Consider the following 16,544-nt stretch of genomic DNA (forward strand, 5'->3'; position numbering starts at 1 on the left):
GCCCCGATAACTCGCCGATATCCGCAGACACCCGCACCACCCCCGGGAAGCACTACGCAGCAGCGTACGCCCGCAGGCTAAAACAACGGCATTGCACGTAGAGGGTGTTGCCGGGCAGTTCGTCCGGGGGTGTCCACCGCGGCGGGTCCCGCATCGGATCCTGGAAGACGCCGAGGACTTCCACCGGGACATCGGGCTTGCCGTCGGCGGACCGCAGCCGGATGGTGTCGCCGACCTTGAGCCCGTTCTTCGCGGCCAGGCGTTCCTCGATCACCGCGACACGGCGGTCGGTGTCCCGCGGCGCGATGGCACGACCGGCGGTGATCTTCGTCGAGCCGTACGAGAAGGGCAGCAGCATGCCCAGGTCGCGCACCCCGCGTACCGCCAGGGGTCGTCCCTCCTGTTCACCACCCGGCATCGGCTCCGGCTTCGGCTTCGGCTCCGGCTCCGGCTCCGGGGACGTGAGCGGGTCGAAGCCGTGCGCGTCGGCGGTCAGCGGGAGCAGCGGGTTGTACCGGGTCACCGGCGGCCGGGCACCGAGCCGGTCGGCCGTGGCCGGGGTCAGGCCCTTGCCCTGGACCGTCACGTCGACACCGATCGTGCGTTGTGCCTCGGCCTCCTGGCGCACGGCGGCAGCCTCCAGCAGAGACCCGCCGAGCAGCAGGGCGCAGATCACCACGAAGATGCCGAGCAGGGCGACGGTGCGGGACTTTCTGGCACGCAGGCTCAGCCCGGCCCGCTTGACGAAGTTCATGGCCGTCAGTGGAGCAGGTGGGCCCTTGCGGGAGGATAAACGTGTTACGGCGGCATAAGGACGGTCCTGGCGGCGCGCGGGACGTCGATCGCTTCCTTATCCGCCTGCAAGCGCGCCCTTGGTTTCATGGGGGTCATGAGAGTTCTGGTAGCCGAGGACCACCGCGTGCTCGCCCGCACCCTCGCGGTCGGGCTGCGCCGCGAGGCGATGGCGGTCGACGTGGCGCACACCGGCGACGCGGCCGAGCGGATGTGCCTGCTCACGGCCTACGACGTGCTGATCCTCGACCGCGACCTGCCGGTGCTGAGCGGGGACGAGGTGTGCGGGCGCCTGCGGGAACTGAAGGATCCGCCGCGGATCCTGATGCTCACCGCGGCGGGCGACATCACGGACCGCGTCTACGGCCTGACCACGCTCGGCGCCGACGACTATCTGCCCAAGCCCTTCGACTTCAGCGAACTGGTCGCCCGCGTACGGGCCCTCAGTCGCCGGGCTCCCACCCCGCCGTCGGCCGTGCTGCGGTACGGCGGCATCACCCTGGACCCGTCCAGACGCGAGGCGTCCGTCGACGGCCGGGCGCTGGCTCTGACGCCCAAGGAGTTCGCGGTCCTGCAGTTGTTGCTGGAGGCCCAGGGGGCACCCGTTCCGCACGACGAGATCGTCCGCACCCTGTGGGACGAGCACCTCACCCCGCACACCAGCGCGGTGCGGGCCACCGTCAGCCGACTGCGCGGCAAGCTCGGCGACCCCGGAGCCATCACCGCTGACACGGGGCAGGGATACCAGCTGTGCGACTGAGCCTCCGGGCGTTCGTCGGTCGGCTGCCCTTCCGTGCCCGTCTCGCCGCGGCCATCTCCGCCCTGTTCCTGCTCACCGGCGTGGCCCTGCTCGCCTTCGTGGTGCTGCTAGCCCGCCATGGCACGGCCCAGCAGGTCCAGGGCCTCGACATCAACTACGTCGACACACCCAGCGGCGACGCCAGCCCTTACGAGTCCGCCCGTCCAACGGAGCCCTGGCCGACACCGCCCCTGGCACGGTCCGACACCGCCGCGATCCAGATCCAGAAGATCGACCAGACCGTTCAGGCCGTGCAGGACACCGCCCTGCGGCAGATGGTCCTGTGGTCCGCGATCGGCCTCCTCGTCCTGGCCCTCCTGGCCGGGCTGGCCGGTTGGTGGCTGGCCGGGAGGGCGCTGCGCCCGGTCGCCTCGATGACCGAGGCCGCGCGCCGCATCAGCGAACAGAATCTGCACCAGCGCCTGGCCCTCACCGGCCCCGACGACGAACTCCACCGTCTGGCCGACACGTTCGACGCCATGCTCGACCGGCTGGAGAAGTCCTTCGACAGTCAGCGCCGTTTCGTCGCCAACGCCTCCCATGAACTCAAGACGCCGCTCGCCGCCCAGCGCGCCACGCTCCAGGTCGGTCTCGCCGACCCGCTCCCCGATCACCTCACCGAGGTCCGTGACGACCTGCTGTCCACCAACCGCGAGGCCGAGCAGCTCATCGACGCACTGCTGCTGCTCGCCCGCAGCGACCGCGGCCTGGCGGTGGCCGAGGACGTGGACCTGGCCCTGACCACACGATCCGTCACCGCTCAGCTCGCGGCGGAGGCCGATCAGCGTCAGGTGGACCTCCGCCTCACGGCTGACACCCCGTTGACCGTCCGCGGTGACCCCGTCCTCCTGCGCCACCTGCTGACCAATGTCGTCCGCAACGCCGTGCAGTACAACCACCCGGGTGGTCATGTCCAGGTGCGCCTCGAAGGGCGCGCCGTGACCGTGACCAACACCGGCCCACGCATCCCCGCCGTCCAGGTGTCCGACCTCTTCGAGCCCTTCCGCCGCCTCCCCCCCGACCGCACCAGCGGCACCGGCCACGGTCTCGGCCTGTCCATCGCCGCGTCCATCGCCGCGTCACACCACGCGACGCTGACCGCCGAGCCCCGGCCCGCCGGTGGGCTGTCCGTCGGTATCGGCTTCCCCTGACCCGGTCACACGCCTTCACCCACTCCCGGTCACCCGCGCGGCGGTGTCCCGCATCACCTGCCGCAGCCACCGGTGGGCGGGGTCGCCGTCGACGCGGGGGTGCCAGGCGATGCCGTAGAGGAACGGCGGGAGTTCCCTCGGGGCTGTTGCGATGCGGTAGGCGGGGTCGTCGGTGTACGGGAGAAGGGCGCGCAGCGGGAGCGTGGCGATCAGTTCGGTGCCCGGCAGCGCGGTCGCCGCCGCGGAGAAGTAGGGCACGGTCAGGCCCACGGGGCGGCGCAGACCGTGTTCGTCGAGGCGCCGCTCGACCATCGCCTGGCCCACGCCGAAGACGTTGACGACGACATGCGGGTAGGCGATGAAGTCGTCCACGGTCAGCTGATCCCCGGTCAGGGGGTGGTCGTGAGGCAGCAGGCACGCGAACTCCTCCTCGAACAGCGTCTCCCACCGCAGCGCACGCGGTGCCACGACGCCGGAGAGGATCATGTCCGCGCGGCCCTGCTCGATCTCGGCGAAGGGCTGGTCGCCCAGGGGTGCCACGGTCAAGGAGATGCCCGGCGCCTCGTGGAAGAAGCGCGGGAAGAGGACCGGGCCGAACAGCGATGTGGCGAAGTCGGTGCACAGCACCCGGAAGTGGCCGGTCGCCGTCGCGGGATCGAAGGGGTCTCCGCGCAGCAGCGCTTCCAGGCGGGGCAGGAGTTCGCCCAGCTCCGACTGAATCTGCTGGCCGCGAGGGGTGGGTTCGTACCCGCCGCTGGTGCGCACCAGGAGTTCGTCGCCGAACATCTCCCGGAGCCGATGCAGGACACGGCTCATCGCCGACTGGCTCAGATGGAAACGTTCGGCGGCCCGTGTGACGTGCCGCTCCTCGAGGAGTACCGCGAGTGCCTGGAGCAGGTTCAGATCCGCGTTCCGCAGATGTGACATGGCAAGGAGCGTATGCAGTGCCATGCAGGCGGCGCATAAAGATCCCCGTCGCCGGATCGCTTCATGTGCGCGGTGCATGTCCAGCATGCGCTCTTTGCGTTGGACGACCGCCCTTCCCCGAGTCAGGCTCGCATCAGTCGTGCCAACACCCCGGGATTCACAAGGAGTGACTCATCCATGTCCCCACACAGCAGGCGCAGCGTCTTGAAGTCAGGGGGCGTCGCAGCGGCTGCGGTGATGGTTCCCCTCTCCGGAACCGACCCAGCCACAGCGCAGCCCGCCACCGCCCCGCGGACGGCACAGCCCCGGACGGCCGGTGACGTCACGCTCGAGATCAACGGTACCGAGCACCGGCTTCCGGGAGTTGAGGCCCGTGTCACCCTGCTCGACGCGCTGCGTGAGCACGCCGGGCTCACCGGCACCAAGAAGGGCTGCGACCGAGGAGAGTGCGGGGCCTGCACGGTGCTCGTCGACGGTCGGCGCACCAAGTCGTGTCTGACGCTGGCCATGATGGCGGAAGGCCGCTCCGTCACCACCATCGAGGGACTTGCCCTGGGAGACCAACTCCACCCGGTGCAGGAGGCGTTCGTCCGTCGGGACGCCTTCCAGTGCGGTATCTGCACACCGGGGCAGATCATGTCCGCGGTGGCGTGCGTCGAGGAGGGTCACGCCACCTCCGAGGACGAGATCCGGGAGTGGATGAGCGGCAACCTGTGCCGGTGCAGCTGCTACCCGAACATCGTCGACGCGGTGGCCGACGCGGCGAAGGCGGGGCGGCGATGAGGGACTTCGCCTACGCACGCGCGGGCCGGGCGGCGGAGGCCGTACAGCTCGTCGCCCGCAGCGCCGACGCCGCGTTCGTCGCGGGCGGCACGGACCTGCTGAACCTGATGAAGGACGGCGCCGAGGACCACGACCTGCTCGTTGACATCAACCGGCTGCCGCTGCACGGCATCGAGGAGTCGGGGGGCAGGCTGCGTATCGGCGCCCTGGCCAGGATGGCGGACGTGGCCCTGCACCCGGTGGTCCGCAAGCGGCTGCCCGTGCTGTCCCAGGCGCTGCTCGCCGGGGCCTCCCCGCAGGTCCGCAACATGGCCTCGATCGGGGGCAACCTCTTGCAGCGCACCCGCTGTTGGTACTTCCGCGCCGAGGAGTTCGCCTGCAACAAGCGTGAGCCGGGATCCGGTTGTGCCGCGCTGGAGGGCCGTAACCGCTGGCACGCGATCCTCGGCGGCAGTGACCACTGCATCGCCGTTCACCCGTCCGACCTCGCGGTCGCCCTGCGTGTCCTGGACGCCACGGTGCACACGCTCGGCCCGGACGGCGCGCGGACCATCGCCATGGCCGACTTCTACCGGGCGCCCGGGGACACTCCGCACCTCGAGAACGCGCTGCGGCACGGTGAGCTGATCACCGCGGTCGAGGTGCCGTTGCCGGGCTCGGGAAGCCACCAGCGCTATCTGAAGGTGCGCGACCGCGCCACCTTCGAGTTCGCGGTCGTGTCCGTCGCCGCCGTGCTGCGCATGAACGGCCGGGTCGTCGACGAGGCCCGTCTCGCCTTCGGGGGCGTCGCCACCCGCCCCTGGCGCTCCCGCGAGGCCGAGGCCGCCCTGCGGGGCCAGCCGCTGACCGGGCGGAGCATCGCGGCGGCCGGACGCCTGCTGGTCCGGGACGCCCAGCCGCGCGAGGACAACGAGTTCAAGGTCGAGCTGGTGCAGCGCGCGCTCCAGGACGTGCTCGGCCGTCTCTCCGGAGGTTCCCGATGAGTACCGACGTCGTCGGCCGCCCGCTGTCCCGTGTCGAGGCCCGGCTGAAGGTGACCGGCGGAGCCGAGTACACCGCCGATGTGAAGCTGCCGCGTCTGCTCCACGCGCACATGGCGATGAGCACCATCGCCCGCGGCCGGATCACCCTGATCGACACCGGGGCCGCCGAGGCGGCGCGCGGGGTGGTCGCCGTGTACACCCACGAGACCATGCCGCGTCTGACGCAGCCCGCTTTCCGTACCTTCCTCAAGCAGTTCATCCCCATCCAGACCCCGGAGATCCACCACGCGGGTCAGCCCATCGCCTATGTGGTCGCGGAGACCCTGGAACAGGCACAGCGGGCGGCGGAACTGATCGAGGTCGACTACGAGGAATCGGGCACCCCCGAGGGCGAACTGGCCATGGGCGAGGTGTTCCTGCCGCCCACCGGGCCGGACGGCCCCAACACCTTCCAGCGCGGCGACACGGCCGCTGGCATGGCGCAGGCCGACGTCCGGGTCAAGGCCGAGTACACGATCCCCATGCACCACCACAACCCGATCGAGCCCCACGCCACCACGGCCGTGTGGGAGGGCCCGAAGGTGACGGTGTACGAGACCACACAGGGCGTGGACAGCAGCCGACAGGTCGTCAGTCAGGCGCTGGGGGTCCCGCTCGCCGACGTCCGGGTCATCTCCCGCTTCCTCGGCGGCGGTTTCGGCACCAAGGGCCCCATCTGGCCGCACACCGTCCTGACCTGCGCCGTCGCCCGTGCGCTGGGCCGCCCGGTCAAGCTCGTCCTGGCCCGCGCGCACATGTACACCTCCAACGGCCACCGGGCCCAGACGCACCAGGCGATCGAGCTGGGCGCCCACCGCGACGGCCGTATCACCGCGCTGAACCATGTCATCACCCAGCAGATCACCCGCAACGACGTCGCGCTGTTCAACAGCAGCGAACCGATCCGCATGCTGTACGACATCCCGAACCTGTCCAACGAACAGCGCGCCGTACGCCTGGATCTGGCCACCCAGAGCTTCATGCGCTCTCCGGAAGCGTGCACCAGCCACGCCCAGGAGGCGGCCCTCGACGAACTCGCCTACGCCCTGGACATGGACCCGGTCGAGCTGCGCAAGCGCAACTGGAGTCCACGGAACATGGAGAACGGCGAGGAGTGGGGCAGCAACCATCTGCGTGAGTGCTACGACCGTGCGGCGTCGATGTTCGGCTGGTCCCGGCGCGACCCGCGTCCCCGCTCGATGCGCGACGGCGCCGAACTCGTCGGCTGGGGCATGGCCACCTCGGCGCACACCGCGGGCGGTCGGCCGGGCGCCGGTGCCCATATGACGATCGGCACCGACGGCAAGGTGCTCATCCAGGTCGGCACGCAGGACAACGGCACCGGCACGTACACGATCATGACGCAGATCGCCGGGGAAGTGCTCGGCGTGCCCGTCTCCGACGTGACCTTCGAACTCGGTGACAGCGCCTACCCGTTGAGCTACGCCTCGGGCGCCTCCACCACCGCGCCCGGCGTCGGCAGCGCCGTCAACCGGGTGTGCACCGCCGCCCGCGAGGCCGTCATCGACATGGCCGTGGCCCAGCCCGGTTCGCCGCTGCGCGGTGTTCCCGCCGAGCGTGTGGACACCGCCGACGGCCATCTCTTCGACACCGCCCGCCCCCGCACCCGGGTGAGCTACCGCTCGGTGGTCGGGCACGGCGGCAGGCCGCTGACCTTCCAGGTCGAGCCCGTCCCCACCCCGCTCGGCTACTCGACCGGCGCCGTCTTCGTCGAGGTGCGCGTCGACCCGCTGCTCGGCCGGGTCCGGGTGACCCGCGTGGTCGGCTGCTACGACCCGGGCACCGTCCTCAACCGCAAGACCGCCCGCAGCCAGGTCCTGGGCGGGGTCATCTGGGGCATCGGCTTCACGCTCCTCGAACACACCCTGGTCGATCCGGCGACGGCCAGGATCGTCAATCCCAACCTCTCCGGCTATCTGCTGCCGGTCAACGCCGACGTCCCCGACATCCAGGTGCAGTTCATCGACGAGCCCGACCCGGCCAGCAACGCCCTGGGCGCCCGCGGCTTCGGCGAGACCCCCATGACCGGGGTCACCGCCGCCATCGCCAACGCCGTCTTCCACGCCACCGGCAAGCGCCTGCGCGACCTGCCCCTCACCCAGGACAAGCTGCTGTGACCGGCGACGACGGCGTCTGGAAGGCGCTGTACGAGGCATGGGCCGCCGGTGAGACATCCGGTCTGGCGACGGTGGTGCGCACCTTCGGCTCCGCCCCGCGTCCGACGGGGTCGGGCATGGTGCTCACGCCTCAGGGACGCGTGGTGGGCTCCGTGTCCGGCGGCTGCGTCGAGGGCGACGTACTCGAGCGGGCCCGTGAGGCCGTCCTCAACGGCACCCGCCAGCAGGTGTCCTACGGAGTCGGTGACGACGACGCTCTCGCCGTCGGCCTCACCTGTGGCGGCACACTGGAGATCTTCGTCGAGCCCGTCGGCGTCCACACCTTCCCCGAGCTTGCCGAGGTGATGGAGTCCATGCGGAGCGGCGTCCCCGTGGCCATCGCCACGGTGCTGAGCCATCCGAGTCCGGAGGCCGTGGGCACGCATGTCGTGCTGCGCGCCCACGAGCCCTACGGCAGTCCGCGTCCGCTCAACACCCCGCAGGACCTGCTGGACAGGGCCCGCGCACTGCTGCGGTCGGGTGAGAGCGGGCTGCTCCGCTACGACGCCGAGGGCGTCCACGTCTTCGTTCGGTCCCTGACGCCGCCGCCGCGGATGCTGCTGTTCGGCGCCGGAGACTTCGCGGCGGCCCTCACGTCGATCGGCCGGACGCTGGGCTACCGGGTCACCGTCTGCGACGCCCGCCAGGTGTTCACCACGGCCGACCGCTTCCCGGACGCCGACGAAGTCGTCGTGGCCCGGCCGGACGATTATCTGGCGGAAGAGGCCGCGGCCGGGCGGGTGGACGCGCGGTCCGTAATCGTGTCCTTCAGCCATGACCCGAAGTTCGACATCCCCCTACTGGAGACCGCACTGGCGCTGGATGTCGAGTACGTGGGCGCGCTGGGCTCCCGTCGCACGCATCAGCGCCGCAGCGCCGCCCTGCGCCGGGCCGGTGTCACCCCGGGCGCCCTGGCCCGGTTGTCCTCCCCCGTGGGTCTCGACCTCGGGGGGCGCTCCCCCGCGGAGACGGCCGTCTCCATCGCCGCCGAGATCGTCGCCCACCGGCACGGTGGCCGCGGGGTGCGCCTGTCCGACCGGGACGGCCCGGTCCACGCGCTGGGGGCGGTGGGCTGACGTCCACGAGGCCGACATCCTTCGCTTGACGGTCCGAGCGGTGTGTGCGACCGTCTTGGTTATTCGTATCACCAGAGGTGAGGGACAGTGCCATGGACCAGCACGCACGCGATGCGTACGCGGTATTCCTGCCGGTTGTGAGCGAGCTGTCGGTGAGTCCGTGGCTCCGTACGCTCCTGGAGCGCGGAACCGTCGCCGTGTTGCCCGGCGAGAGCCGCGAGGAGTACGTGGCGCGGAGCATGAGTCCCGAGCGCCTGGCCACGGAGACGGCCGCGGACTTCACCCGGTTCGTCACCGAGGTCGAGGAGGTGACGGGGACGTCCGTGCTGGTGGCGGTCGACCAGGAGCCGTGGGGCATCCAGCGGCTGCACGGACTCGTCCCTCCCTACCCTGAGACCGGCTCGCTGCCGCGGCTCTCCGAGGACGAGATCCGTGCCTCCGCGAAGACGGTGGCGGCGGCAGCGGCGGGTCTCGGGGTGAACATGTTCCTCGCCCCCGTACTCGACGTCCTGCGCGGGGCCAACCCGTGGCTCGAGGGCCGTACCCTCGCGCTGGCGCCCGAAGAGGTGGGCAGGATCGCGGCCGCTGTCGTCGCCGGTGTGCAGGACGGGGGCGTGGTCGCTGTGGGCAAGCACTTCCCCGGCTTTCCGCGGCTCGACCTCGACCCCGCCCTTGAGGACACCGTTCTGGCGGCCGACGAGACCGGCGAGGGTGACCTCGTCCCCTTCCGCCGGGTGATCGAGGCCGGGGTGGGCGCGATCATGCTGGGCCCCACGGTCGTCGAGGCCCTGGACCCCAGCGAACCGGCGGCGACCTCGAAGGCCTTGGTGGACCTCCTGCGCGGGTCGCTCGCGTTCAGCGGACTGGTCATCAGCGATGACCTCGACGCGCCGAGCACCACGCATGGCCGCGGCCTGCTCGACACGGTCTTCGCGAGCATCGAGGCGGGGGCGGAGCTGCTGCTCCTGCCGGGCGGGGACGAGGTCGTCGCCCTCGCCGAAGCGGTCGCCTCGAGGTCCAGGGACGATCACACGTTCGCGCGGACCGTCGCGCGTGCCGCACAGCATGTGCGGGGCATCGCGGAGGCCACCGGACGCCCTTCGACTCAGTGACGCAGATCACTGGGCTTCCGCCGTACCTGTCTCGCCCGACCAGCAACCTCGAGGGTCTTCGGACGTCTGTCGGATCGGACGCGCCTCCAGTAGTGGACCCCCGTATGCGAAGCCACCCATGACGGACTGTCAGCCCAACCGATCGACACCGATGACACGAGGCCGCCTGCGTGCTGCTCGCCGTCACGAACGACACGCCGGACAGCCCGGCCCGCCCGGCCGACACCCCCTCTCGCCCGGTGGACCCGCCCCCGTCTCCGGCCCCGGCTTCCCCGGTCAGCCCGACCGGGCCGTGACCAGCGCGGGTCCTGTCGAGACGCGGCCTCCTCCCGTGCGGTGTCCAGCGTCATGGCCACCGACATCTAGCGCGTGCCGGTGAGGATCGCGCGCTCGGTCCTCTCGTAGTCGAGGGGTGCTCGTCGGCGGCCCAGGCGGCTCGTCAGCCAGCCGATGAGGAAGCCTGTCGGCACGGTGACGATCGCGATGTTCTCGAAGGGCAGGAGGTCGAAGTCCAGTCCGGGAAAGAGCGACTCCGGGGTGCCGGAGACCGTGGGGCTCCACAGCTGCGCCGCGAGGCAGCAGGCCGCTCCCCCGTAGAGGGTCCACAGCAGGCCCCGTCGGGTCAGGCCCTTCCAGAACAGGGCGTAGAGCAGCGCGGGCAGGATCGTCGAGGCGGCGACCGCCGCGGCGAACGAGGCGAAGAAGATGACGCTCCAGTTGTGCAGGACCACCGCGAGCAGCACGCACAGGACGCCGACGGTGGCCAGCATCCAGCGGGTTGTCCGGACCTCCCGCTCCTGGTCTATTCGGCCGCGCCGCAGGGTGACGGCGTGTATGTCGTGGGACAGGGACGCCGCGGCGGCGAGGGTCAGACCGGCGACCGATCCGACGGCGGTGACGAACATCGCGCAGGCGAAGGCGGTGAACAGCAGGCCGTCCTGCACGGAGATGGTGTCGACGAGCAGGAAGATGGCCGAGTAGCCCTGGCCGCTGTCCGTGGAGATGGCCTCACCTCCGACGAGGGCCGCCGCTCCGAGACCGAGCACGGTCATGATGACCGAGAAGAGTCCGAAGACGAGGACCGCGTCCCGGGCCGAGCGGCGGGCGGACGGGCCGGTGCGTGAGGCGCTGACGCGCATGAGGAGGGGCGGGAGAACTCCGAAGCCGAGGGCGAGGGTCAGACAGGCGGAGAGCCGTTCCAGGGCCCCGGTGCCGGAACTGCCGTAGAGCTGGCCGGGTTCGAAGTACTGCTCGGGTCGGCCGCTGCCGGTCGCGGCGGCCTGGAGGAGGTTGCCGGGGCTGAAGTCGAAGCGCTCGAAGACGAGGTAGGCCGTGGCGAGGAAGGTGCCGAGGACCAGCAGCACCTTGACCGCCTCGATCACACTGGTGGCCTTGAGACCGCCGATCGCCGCGAAGGAGACGATCAGCAGGCCGAGGAGGGCGGTGCAGACCTGTGCGGCGCCGGGGTTGTCCACTCCCAGCAGGTACGCGGTGGCGTCACCGGCGACCACGAGCTGGACGACGATGAGCGGAACGCACACCAGGAGGGTGATGGCGGTGGCGGCCGAGCGTACGTGAGGGCTGTCGGCGCGGCTGGCCAGGACGCCGCCGAGGGTGAAGGCCCTGGTGTTGCGGATCGGCTCCGCCACCACCAGCAGGACCGCGAGGGCGGCGACGCTGCTCGCGGTGAAGACCATGCCGTCGTGGCCGCTCAGGGCGACCGTGCCCACGGGGATGAGCAGTGCGATCACGGAGATGGAGTCCCCGCACATGGCCAGCCCGTTGCGCAGGCTGGACAGGGAGCGGTTGGCGCTCAGGAAGCTGGAGACGGTGTCGTCGCCGGAGCCGACCATGAGGCAGAGGAAGAACGTCAGGACGACCACCAGCAGGAAGGCGGTCAGGGAGGTGACCAGGTCACCTGCGTCGGTGCGTGCCAGGTGGGAGGTCATCTCTCCTCCCGGACGCTGGTGACGGCCTCGGCCAGCTGGTCGCACCGGGTGGCGAAGGCCCGGTCGTACCAGGCCGCGCTGACGATCAGGACGACTCCGTGGAGACCGAGGAGTGCCACGCCGAAGGTGACCCGGCCGACGACGCGGGTGGCCAGGGCGTCCGCGAAGGCCAGGTTGAGTGCGGCCATGGCGACCGCGGTCGCGGCGTTGACCGCGACGAACGTTCTTCTGATGTGCGGCGCCCGACTCCGGAGTTGGTGGGGCACCGCGGGTAGGTGAGGTGTGGTGGTGTCGGGTCTGCGTGGCGCGAAGGCGTTGTCGGGGAAGGACACGGGCGACTCCGGGATGCGAGGTGGGAAGGGGAGACATCCCGGGGTCGCCGGTGTGTGGTGGTACTTCGACGGCCTGGCGTCGCGGGGTGTGCGGGCCGGGGCCGGAGCGGGGCGAGAGGGGCCAGAGGGCGAGAGGGGTCAGAGGGCGAGAGGGGCCAGAGGGCGAGAGGGTCAGGGGGCGAGAGGGTCAGGGGGCGATGCCCACGCCGTCGATCCTGCTCCACGCGCGTTCCTGCGCGGCGGTCATGGCGGGCCAGTGGAGGCCGCCGGGCCGGGGACGGACCTTGGTGGCGAAGGGGGCGGGGCGGAACCGCGGATCGTAGAAGCAGCCACCGCCGTGTGCGGTGTCGAACGCGCCGCACGTACGCGCGATCGAGGCGGGGGTGGGCTTCCGGCCGGTGCGCGCCCATGTGTCCAGGGCGGCGAGGGAGTTGGCGTACTCGGCCTTGCTGAGCGTGCTGTGGTCGCTCTCTCTGGTGTACGTCTGGACGAGGTGTTCGCCTCGGTCGGCGGCCTGGACGGCGGCGCCGTAGGCCGCCTGGTGCTCCACGAAGACCTGGGGGTCGTCGATCGCGTGCAGGGTGAGCACGGGGAGCGCGATCCGCCCGGTGAGGTCGCTGTCGTAGGACAGGTCACGGCGTGCGGTGGGATCGGCCGTGAAGCGTGCCACGCCCGCGTTGAGTGCCCTGTCGTCGCGTGAACCCTCGTACCGGACACCGCGGTTGCTGAACGGGTTCCGGCCGTCGAGGCGCTTGCGGACGATGTCCTGGAGCAGGAAGGCCGCGTACTGCATGTTCGTGGCCAGTGAGTGTTCCGGGATGCGGGTGACGGCCAGGATGTCGTCGAGGTTGCGCTGCTGGCGTGCGGTCCGGTCGGCCCGCTCGGAGTCGATGCCGGTGCACTCCTGCAAGCGGTCGTGGACGTCGTCCGGTGTCAGCGTGGAGTTGGCGGGCAGACCCTGCCACAGCGGGTACTGGGGCTCGGTGGGGCGGGGCAGGTTGCGGCAGTAGTACTGGTAGACCGTCCGCAGGTCCACACGTGTGTCGTAGCCGCGTGAGCCACCGGCCAGGAAGCCGTTGGTCAGCAGGACCCCGTCGTAGGCGCCGGGCTTCGTGCCGTGGGTCTCGGCGACCTTGGCGGCGACGTTGCCGCCCCAGGACTGGCCGTGGAGGTAGGTCCGGTCGGGACGGCCGAAGCGGTCGACGAACAGGCGGCGTACGTTCTCCGTGTCGGCTGCGGCCATGCGGACGCCGTAGCCGCCCCGCCGGTACGAGGAGCCGACCCAGGCGTACCCCTCGTCGACCATGACCGCCCAGCGTTCCAGGTCCTCGGTGGTGGTGGACTCGTCGTAGGAGAAGTCGGGTCCGCCGTGGGCGTGGACGACGAGGGAGCCGCTCCACCGCTTCGGGACTGCCATCGTGTAGTAGGCACCGTTGGCGTCCCGGCCCGTGTAGCAGTTGGCCTTCGCCGCCAGGTCGGCCGGGCAGGTGGCGACGGTGGGGCGGGTGGTGTCGGCCGGGGCGGCGGGTGCGGTGCCGAGGGTGCCCACGACCGCCGCCGCGAGCAGGGCTGTCAGCGTGGCCGAGCGGCCTCTGCGGGCCCGAGCACGCGGGGCGGGCTCGGGCGCGGCAGGTGTGTCCAAGGAACGGCTCCTTCAGGCGGTGGGCACGGGCAGTACGGCCAGCGGCACATGGTGCTGTCCGGAGTGGACGTCACGGTCGCGCAGCGACGCCTGGCTGACCGGGCGGGGGAAGGAGATCTTCACGACGTTCAGCGACGGGATGCGGAACATCCGCACGTCGGCCTCGTCGACCGCGTAGAGCCGGGCGATCGTGCCCTCGTTGAGGAACGTCTCGTCGGCGGCGATGCGGTAGCCCTCCGCGTCACGCATGAACAGTTCCATGGTGACCCAGAAGGGCCCGGCGTTCTTGGAGCGGACCTCGTGTGCGAGGTCGCCCAGGGTGGTGGGGGTGGTCTCAGCCATGGTGGGCGGCTTCCTCGATCTCGGTGCGGAACATGTCGGTGGGTGTGCGGGTGTCGACGACGTGGTTGAGCACGAACTCGTAGGCGGGGCCGCGTTCGACCTCGGCGGGTGAGGTGGCGAACGCCAGGCTGGGCAGGTAGTCCATGTCGGCCGTCGGCAGGTGCAGCATCAGCGGGTTGGCGATCTTCGCCACGGCGGTGGCGGTGCTCTGGTCCGGTGCGTTGACGAGGAGCATGACTCCCACCTCGCGCGGCGGACCGGCTGCCGGGTCGAGGTCGCCGAGGATGGCGTTGTGACCGTAGAGGCGCAGGTCGAAGGCGTACTTGTCCTCACTCAGGCCGATCGTCTGCGCCACCCGCTCACGGATCATCGTGCGCATGAGGTCGGCCCAGTCGTCGATGTTGGCGAGGATGTGCGGGTCCCGGATCGCGCTGAACGACATGGTCTCGTAGCCGGTGGTCCGGGCGCCTTCGAGCTTGATGGTGTGCTGGTCGGCGATGTGGAACCGTGAGCCCTCGACGCGCACTATGCGGTCGTCCAGGGCGGTGTAGACGGCCTCGCGGACGTCGAGGGTGCCGTCCGGCTCGCGCATCTCGAAGGGGTTCACCGTCTCGTAGAGCATGTGGGCGGCGACCAGGATCGGTGTGCAGGCGGCCGTCGGGTCGAGGGGTTCGATGGTGAAGCCGTCGGCGTCGATGGTGGCCAGCACACCGCCCGAGCGGGGGTTGCTGGTGCACTGCCCGCCGCACTCGATGATCTTGGCGGCGTGCCAGGTCGGCCCGGCGGGCATCCCCTTCATCAGCGGGTAGGCGGCGGCGATGGCGGTGTCCGTGGCGCGGCCGGTGAGCACGACCTGCGCACCGGCCTTGAGCGCGGCGACGATCGGTTCGTGGCCCATCGCGCCCACGATGTGCGTACAGCTCCGCAGCGTCTCCGGCTCCAGTGCGCCCAGCGGCGGCAGGGCGTGGATCCGGCCCTCGTCCAGGCGCTCCAGGAGCGTGTCGGTGTCCTGTTCGCTGTAGATACGGGCCACCCGGAGCCGGAGTCCCTCGGCCGCCTGGATGTCGGCGACGATGCCCGCGACCCAGTCCACGCCGGAGTCGGTTCCGCTGGTGCCGCAGGAGCCCACGATCAGTGGGATACCGGCCTGTGCCGCGGCCTTGAGCAGGACACGCAGGTCACGGGCGACCGCGGCGCGGGTGGTCTTGGGCTGGGAGGCGCCGAGGTAGTGGGGGCCGGAGTCGGTGCTGCCCCCGTCGACGGAGATGACGTCGGCGCCGAGGGCCAGGCCGCGCTCGATCGTGGTCTCGGGGAAGCCCGCTCCGAGCATGCCGTTCGGTGCCAGGACCTTGACCTGGTCAACCCGTTCGTTGTCCATGTTCCTCTTTCTTGTCGTGGGTGGTGAGGGAAAGGCGGTGAGTGGGTGTCACCTGTCGACCCGGGCCGCAGGCGCGTCCGGCAGCAGATGGGCGTTCACGGCGAACCGGGGGCGGCCCGCGAGGGCGGCCACCACCTCGGCCGCCCCCTCGATTCCGGCGGCGGCGCGGGCCTCGGCGGTCTGGCCCGCGAGGTGGGAGAAGACGACGATGCCCTCGACGTCCCGCAGCGGGCTGTCGGCCGGGAGCGGCTCCTCGGTCACCACGTCCAGGGCCGCTCCGGCGATCTCGCCGCCGCGCACGGCTTCGGCGAGGGCCCGTTCGTCGACGACGGCGCCCCGCGCGGTGTTGACGAGCACCGCCGTCGGCTTCATCCGCCGGAAGGCGGCGGCGTCGAGGAGACCTCGGGTGCGGTCCGTCAGCGCCGTGTGCACCGATACGTAGTCGGAGGCCGCCAGCAGTTCGGGGAGCGCGACGAACCGCACCGACGGGTCCGACCGCTCGGCGTCCGGCACACCGGTCGTGCAGAGCACCTCCATGCCGAAGGCCCGCGCCAACGGCACCACGGCGCGCGCCGCCGCCCCGTAGCCGATCAGGCCGAGCGTCGACCCGCGCAGTTCGTGGCCGTCCTCCCTCGGCCACCGACCGGCGGCGACGCCCGTCGCGCTGTGTACGAGTCGCCGCGCCGCGGTCAGCAGCAGGCCGAGGGTGTACTCGGCTACGGCGTTGGCGTTGATCCCCGGCAGGTTGCTCACCGTGATGCCGAGCCTGCCCGCGGCGGCGATGTCGATCGAGTCGTAGCCGACGCCGGTGCGCACGATGGCGCGCAGTCGGGGGACCTCGGAGAGGACCTGGGCGGTGAGGCGCTCATGGCCGACGAGTGCCGCGTCGATCCCGTCGAGGGCGGCGACCAGTTGCTCGGGATCGTGCCGTCCCACCAGTGGGGCGTGGACCGTCGTGTGGCCGTATCCCCGGAGGTTGTGGTCGACCTCGTCGCCGGGCCGTAGGTAGTCCGTGGTGATCAGGATGCGGGGCACGCGGTTCCTCGTCTCTGGGCTCGTGCC

Annotated in this window: 15 protein-coding genes; 7 read left to right on the forward strand and 8 right to left on the reverse strand. The window is 71.1% G+C overall.

From position 1 onward, the window contains the following. Positions 1-52: 52 nt before the first annotated feature. Positions 53-754 carry an ABC transporter permease gene (locus ACFVQG_RS28680; RefSeq protein WP_383388864.1) on the reverse strand — a complete coding sequence of 234 codons (702 nt, stop codon included), beginning with the start codon at positions 752-754 and terminating at the stop codon, positions 53-55. 135 nt (positions 755-889) lie between these two features. Here ACFVQG_RS28680 and ACFVQG_RS28685 point away from each other — a divergent pair, with 135 nt between their 5' ends. Next, the gene (locus tag ACFVQG_RS28685; RefSeq protein ID WP_383388866.1) at positions 890-1,552 is read left to right on the forward strand and encodes a response regulator transcription factor; all 663 of its coding nucleotides are present in this window, start codon (positions 890-892) and stop codon (positions 1,550-1,552) included. Next, positions 1,543-2,742 (forward strand): sensor histidine kinase, encoded by a 1,200-nt coding sequence (locus ACFVQG_RS28690; protein WP_383388867.1) that lies wholly within the window; start codon positions 1,543-1,545, stop codon positions 2,740-2,742. Before ACFVQG_RS28685 ends, ACFVQG_RS28690 begins: the two co-directional genes overlap by 10 nt. 15 nt (positions 2,743-2,757) lie before the next feature. On the opposite strand, the gene ACFVQG_RS28695 is transcribed toward ACFVQG_RS28690, so the two are convergent. Next, a complete protein-coding gene (locus ACFVQG_RS28695; protein WP_383388869.1) occupies positions 2,758-3,669 on the reverse strand; it encodes a LysR family transcriptional regulator in 912 nt (303 codons plus the stop codon). Between the two features lie 177 nt (positions 3,670-3,846). Between ACFVQG_RS28695 and ACFVQG_RS28700 the strand changes: the two genes are divergently transcribed. The 5 genes from ACFVQG_RS28700 to ACFVQG_RS28720 all read left to right on the forward strand — a co-directional run bounded on the left by ACFVQG_RS28700 (position 3,847) and on the right by ACFVQG_RS28720 (position 9,839). Continuing rightward, entirely contained in the window at positions 3,847-4,452 is a 606-nt protein-coding gene (locus ACFVQG_RS28700) for a (2Fe-2S)-binding protein (RefSeq protein ID WP_383388871.1), read from the forward strand. Continuing rightward, positions 4,449-5,435, forward strand: coding sequence for an FAD binding domain-containing protein (locus ACFVQG_RS28705; protein WP_383388873.1), 987 nt, complete (start codon positions 4,449-4,451; stop codon positions 5,433-5,435). The genes ACFVQG_RS28700 and ACFVQG_RS28705 overlap by 4 nt, the downstream gene beginning before the upstream one ends. Continuing rightward, a complete protein-coding gene (locus ACFVQG_RS28710; RefSeq protein WP_383388875.1) occupies positions 5,432-7,612 on the forward strand; it encodes a xanthine dehydrogenase family protein molybdopterin-binding subunit in 2,181 nt (726 codons plus the stop codon). Before ACFVQG_RS28705 ends, ACFVQG_RS28710 begins: the two co-directional genes overlap by 4 nt. Then, positions 7,609-8,727 carry an XdhC family protein gene (locus tag ACFVQG_RS28715; protein ID WP_383388876.1) on the forward strand — a complete coding sequence of 373 codons (1,119 nt, stop codon included), beginning with the start codon at positions 7,609-7,611 and terminating at the stop codon, positions 8,725-8,727. The genes ACFVQG_RS28710 and ACFVQG_RS28715 overlap by 4 nt, the downstream gene beginning before the upstream one ends. 92 nt (positions 8,728-8,819) lie before the next feature. Beyond that, positions 8,820-9,839: a glycoside hydrolase family 3 N-terminal domain-containing protein gene (locus tag ACFVQG_RS28720; RefSeq protein WP_383388878.1), complete on the forward strand. Its 1,020-nt coding sequence runs from the start codon at positions 8,820-8,822 to the stop codon at positions 9,837-9,839. A gap of 362 nt (positions 9,840-10,201) precedes the next feature. On the opposite strand, the gene ACFVQG_RS28725 is transcribed toward ACFVQG_RS28720, so the two are convergent. The 6 genes from ACFVQG_RS28725 to ACFVQG_RS28750 form a co-directional block, all read right to left on the reverse strand. Next, positions 10,202-11,788, reverse strand: a complete 1,587-nt coding sequence (locus ACFVQG_RS28725; protein WP_383388880.1) for a cation acetate symporter — start codon at positions 11,786-11,788, stop codon at positions 10,202-10,204. After that, positions 11,785-11,976: a hypothetical protein gene (locus ACFVQG_RS28730; RefSeq protein ID WP_383388881.1), complete on the reverse strand. Its 192-nt coding sequence runs from the start codon at positions 11,974-11,976 to the stop codon at positions 11,785-11,787. Before ACFVQG_RS28730 ends, ACFVQG_RS28725 begins: the two co-directional genes overlap by 4 nt. A gap of 331 nt (positions 11,977-12,307) precedes the next feature. Continuing rightward, on the reverse strand, positions 12,308-13,762 hold the full coding sequence (locus ACFVQG_RS28735; RefSeq protein ID WP_383388883.1) for a DUF6351 family protein: 1,455 nt from the start codon (positions 13,760-13,762) through the stop codon (positions 12,308-12,310). A gap of 12 nt (positions 13,763-13,774) precedes the next feature. Further along, complete coding sequence (locus tag ACFVQG_RS28740) at positions 13,775-14,104, reverse strand: DUF4387 domain-containing protein (protein ID WP_383388885.1); 330 nt, start codon at positions 14,102-14,104, stop codon at positions 13,775-13,777. Beyond that, entirely contained in the window at positions 14,097-15,482 is a 1,386-nt protein-coding gene (locus ACFVQG_RS28745) for an acyclic terpene utilization AtuA family protein (RefSeq protein ID WP_383388887.1), read from the reverse strand. Before ACFVQG_RS28745 ends, ACFVQG_RS28740 begins: the two co-directional genes overlap by 8 nt. A 48-nt stretch (positions 15,483-15,530) precedes the next feature. Next, on the reverse strand, positions 15,531-16,517 hold the full coding sequence (locus ACFVQG_RS28750; protein ID WP_383388889.1) for a phosphoglycerate dehydrogenase: 987 nt from the start codon (positions 16,515-16,517) through the stop codon (positions 15,531-15,533). Positions 16,518-16,544: the final 27 nt, after the last annotated feature.

It is taken from the genome of Streptomyces sp. NPDC057877 (assembly GCF_042796855.1).
In the GTDB taxonomy this organism is placed as follows: Bacteria; Actinomycetota; Actinomycetes; order Streptomycetales; family Streptomycetaceae; genus Streptomyces.

Coding starts and splice junctions, on each gene's coding strand:
- ACFVQG_RS28725 (WP_383388880.1), bottom strand. CDS start 11,788: ATGACCTCCCACCTGGCACGCACCGACGCAGGTGACCTGGTCACCTCC.
- ACFVQG_RS28745 (WP_383388887.1), bottom strand. CDS start 15,482: ATGGACAACGAACGGGTTGACCAGGTCAAGGTCCTGGCACCGAACGGC.
- ACFVQG_RS28710 (WP_383388875.1), top strand. CDS start 5,432: ATGAGTACCGACGTCGTCGGCCGCCCGCTGTCCCGTGTCGAGGCCCGG.
- ACFVQG_RS28700 (WP_383388871.1), top strand. CDS start 3,847: ATGTCCCCACACAGCAGGCGCAGCGTCTTGAAGTCAGGGGGCGTCGCA.
- ACFVQG_RS28730 (WP_383388881.1), bottom strand. CDS start 11,976: ATGGCCGCACTCAACCTGGCCTTCGCGGACGCCCTGGCCACCCGCGTC.
- ACFVQG_RS28685 (WP_383388866.1), top strand. CDS start 890: ATGAGAGTTCTGGTAGCCGAGGACCACCGCGTGCTCGCCCGCACCCTC.
- ACFVQG_RS28720 (WP_383388878.1), top strand. CDS start 8,820: ATGGACCAGCACGCACGCGATGCGTACGCGGTATTCCTGCCGGTTGTG.
- ACFVQG_RS28680 (WP_383388864.1), bottom strand. CDS start 754: ATGAACTTCGTCAAGCGGGCCGGGCTGAGCCTGCGTGCCAGAAAGTCC.
- ACFVQG_RS28695 (WP_383388869.1), bottom strand. CDS start 3,669: ATGTCACATCTGCGGAACGCGGATCTGAACCTGCTCCAGGCACTCGCG.
- ACFVQG_RS28740 (WP_383388885.1), bottom strand. CDS start 14,104: ATGGCTGAGACCACCCCCACCACCCTGGGCGACCTCGCACACGAGGTC.
- ACFVQG_RS28705 (WP_383388873.1), top strand. CDS start 4,449: ATGAGGGACTTCGCCTACGCACGCGCGGGCCGGGCGGCGGAGGCCGTA.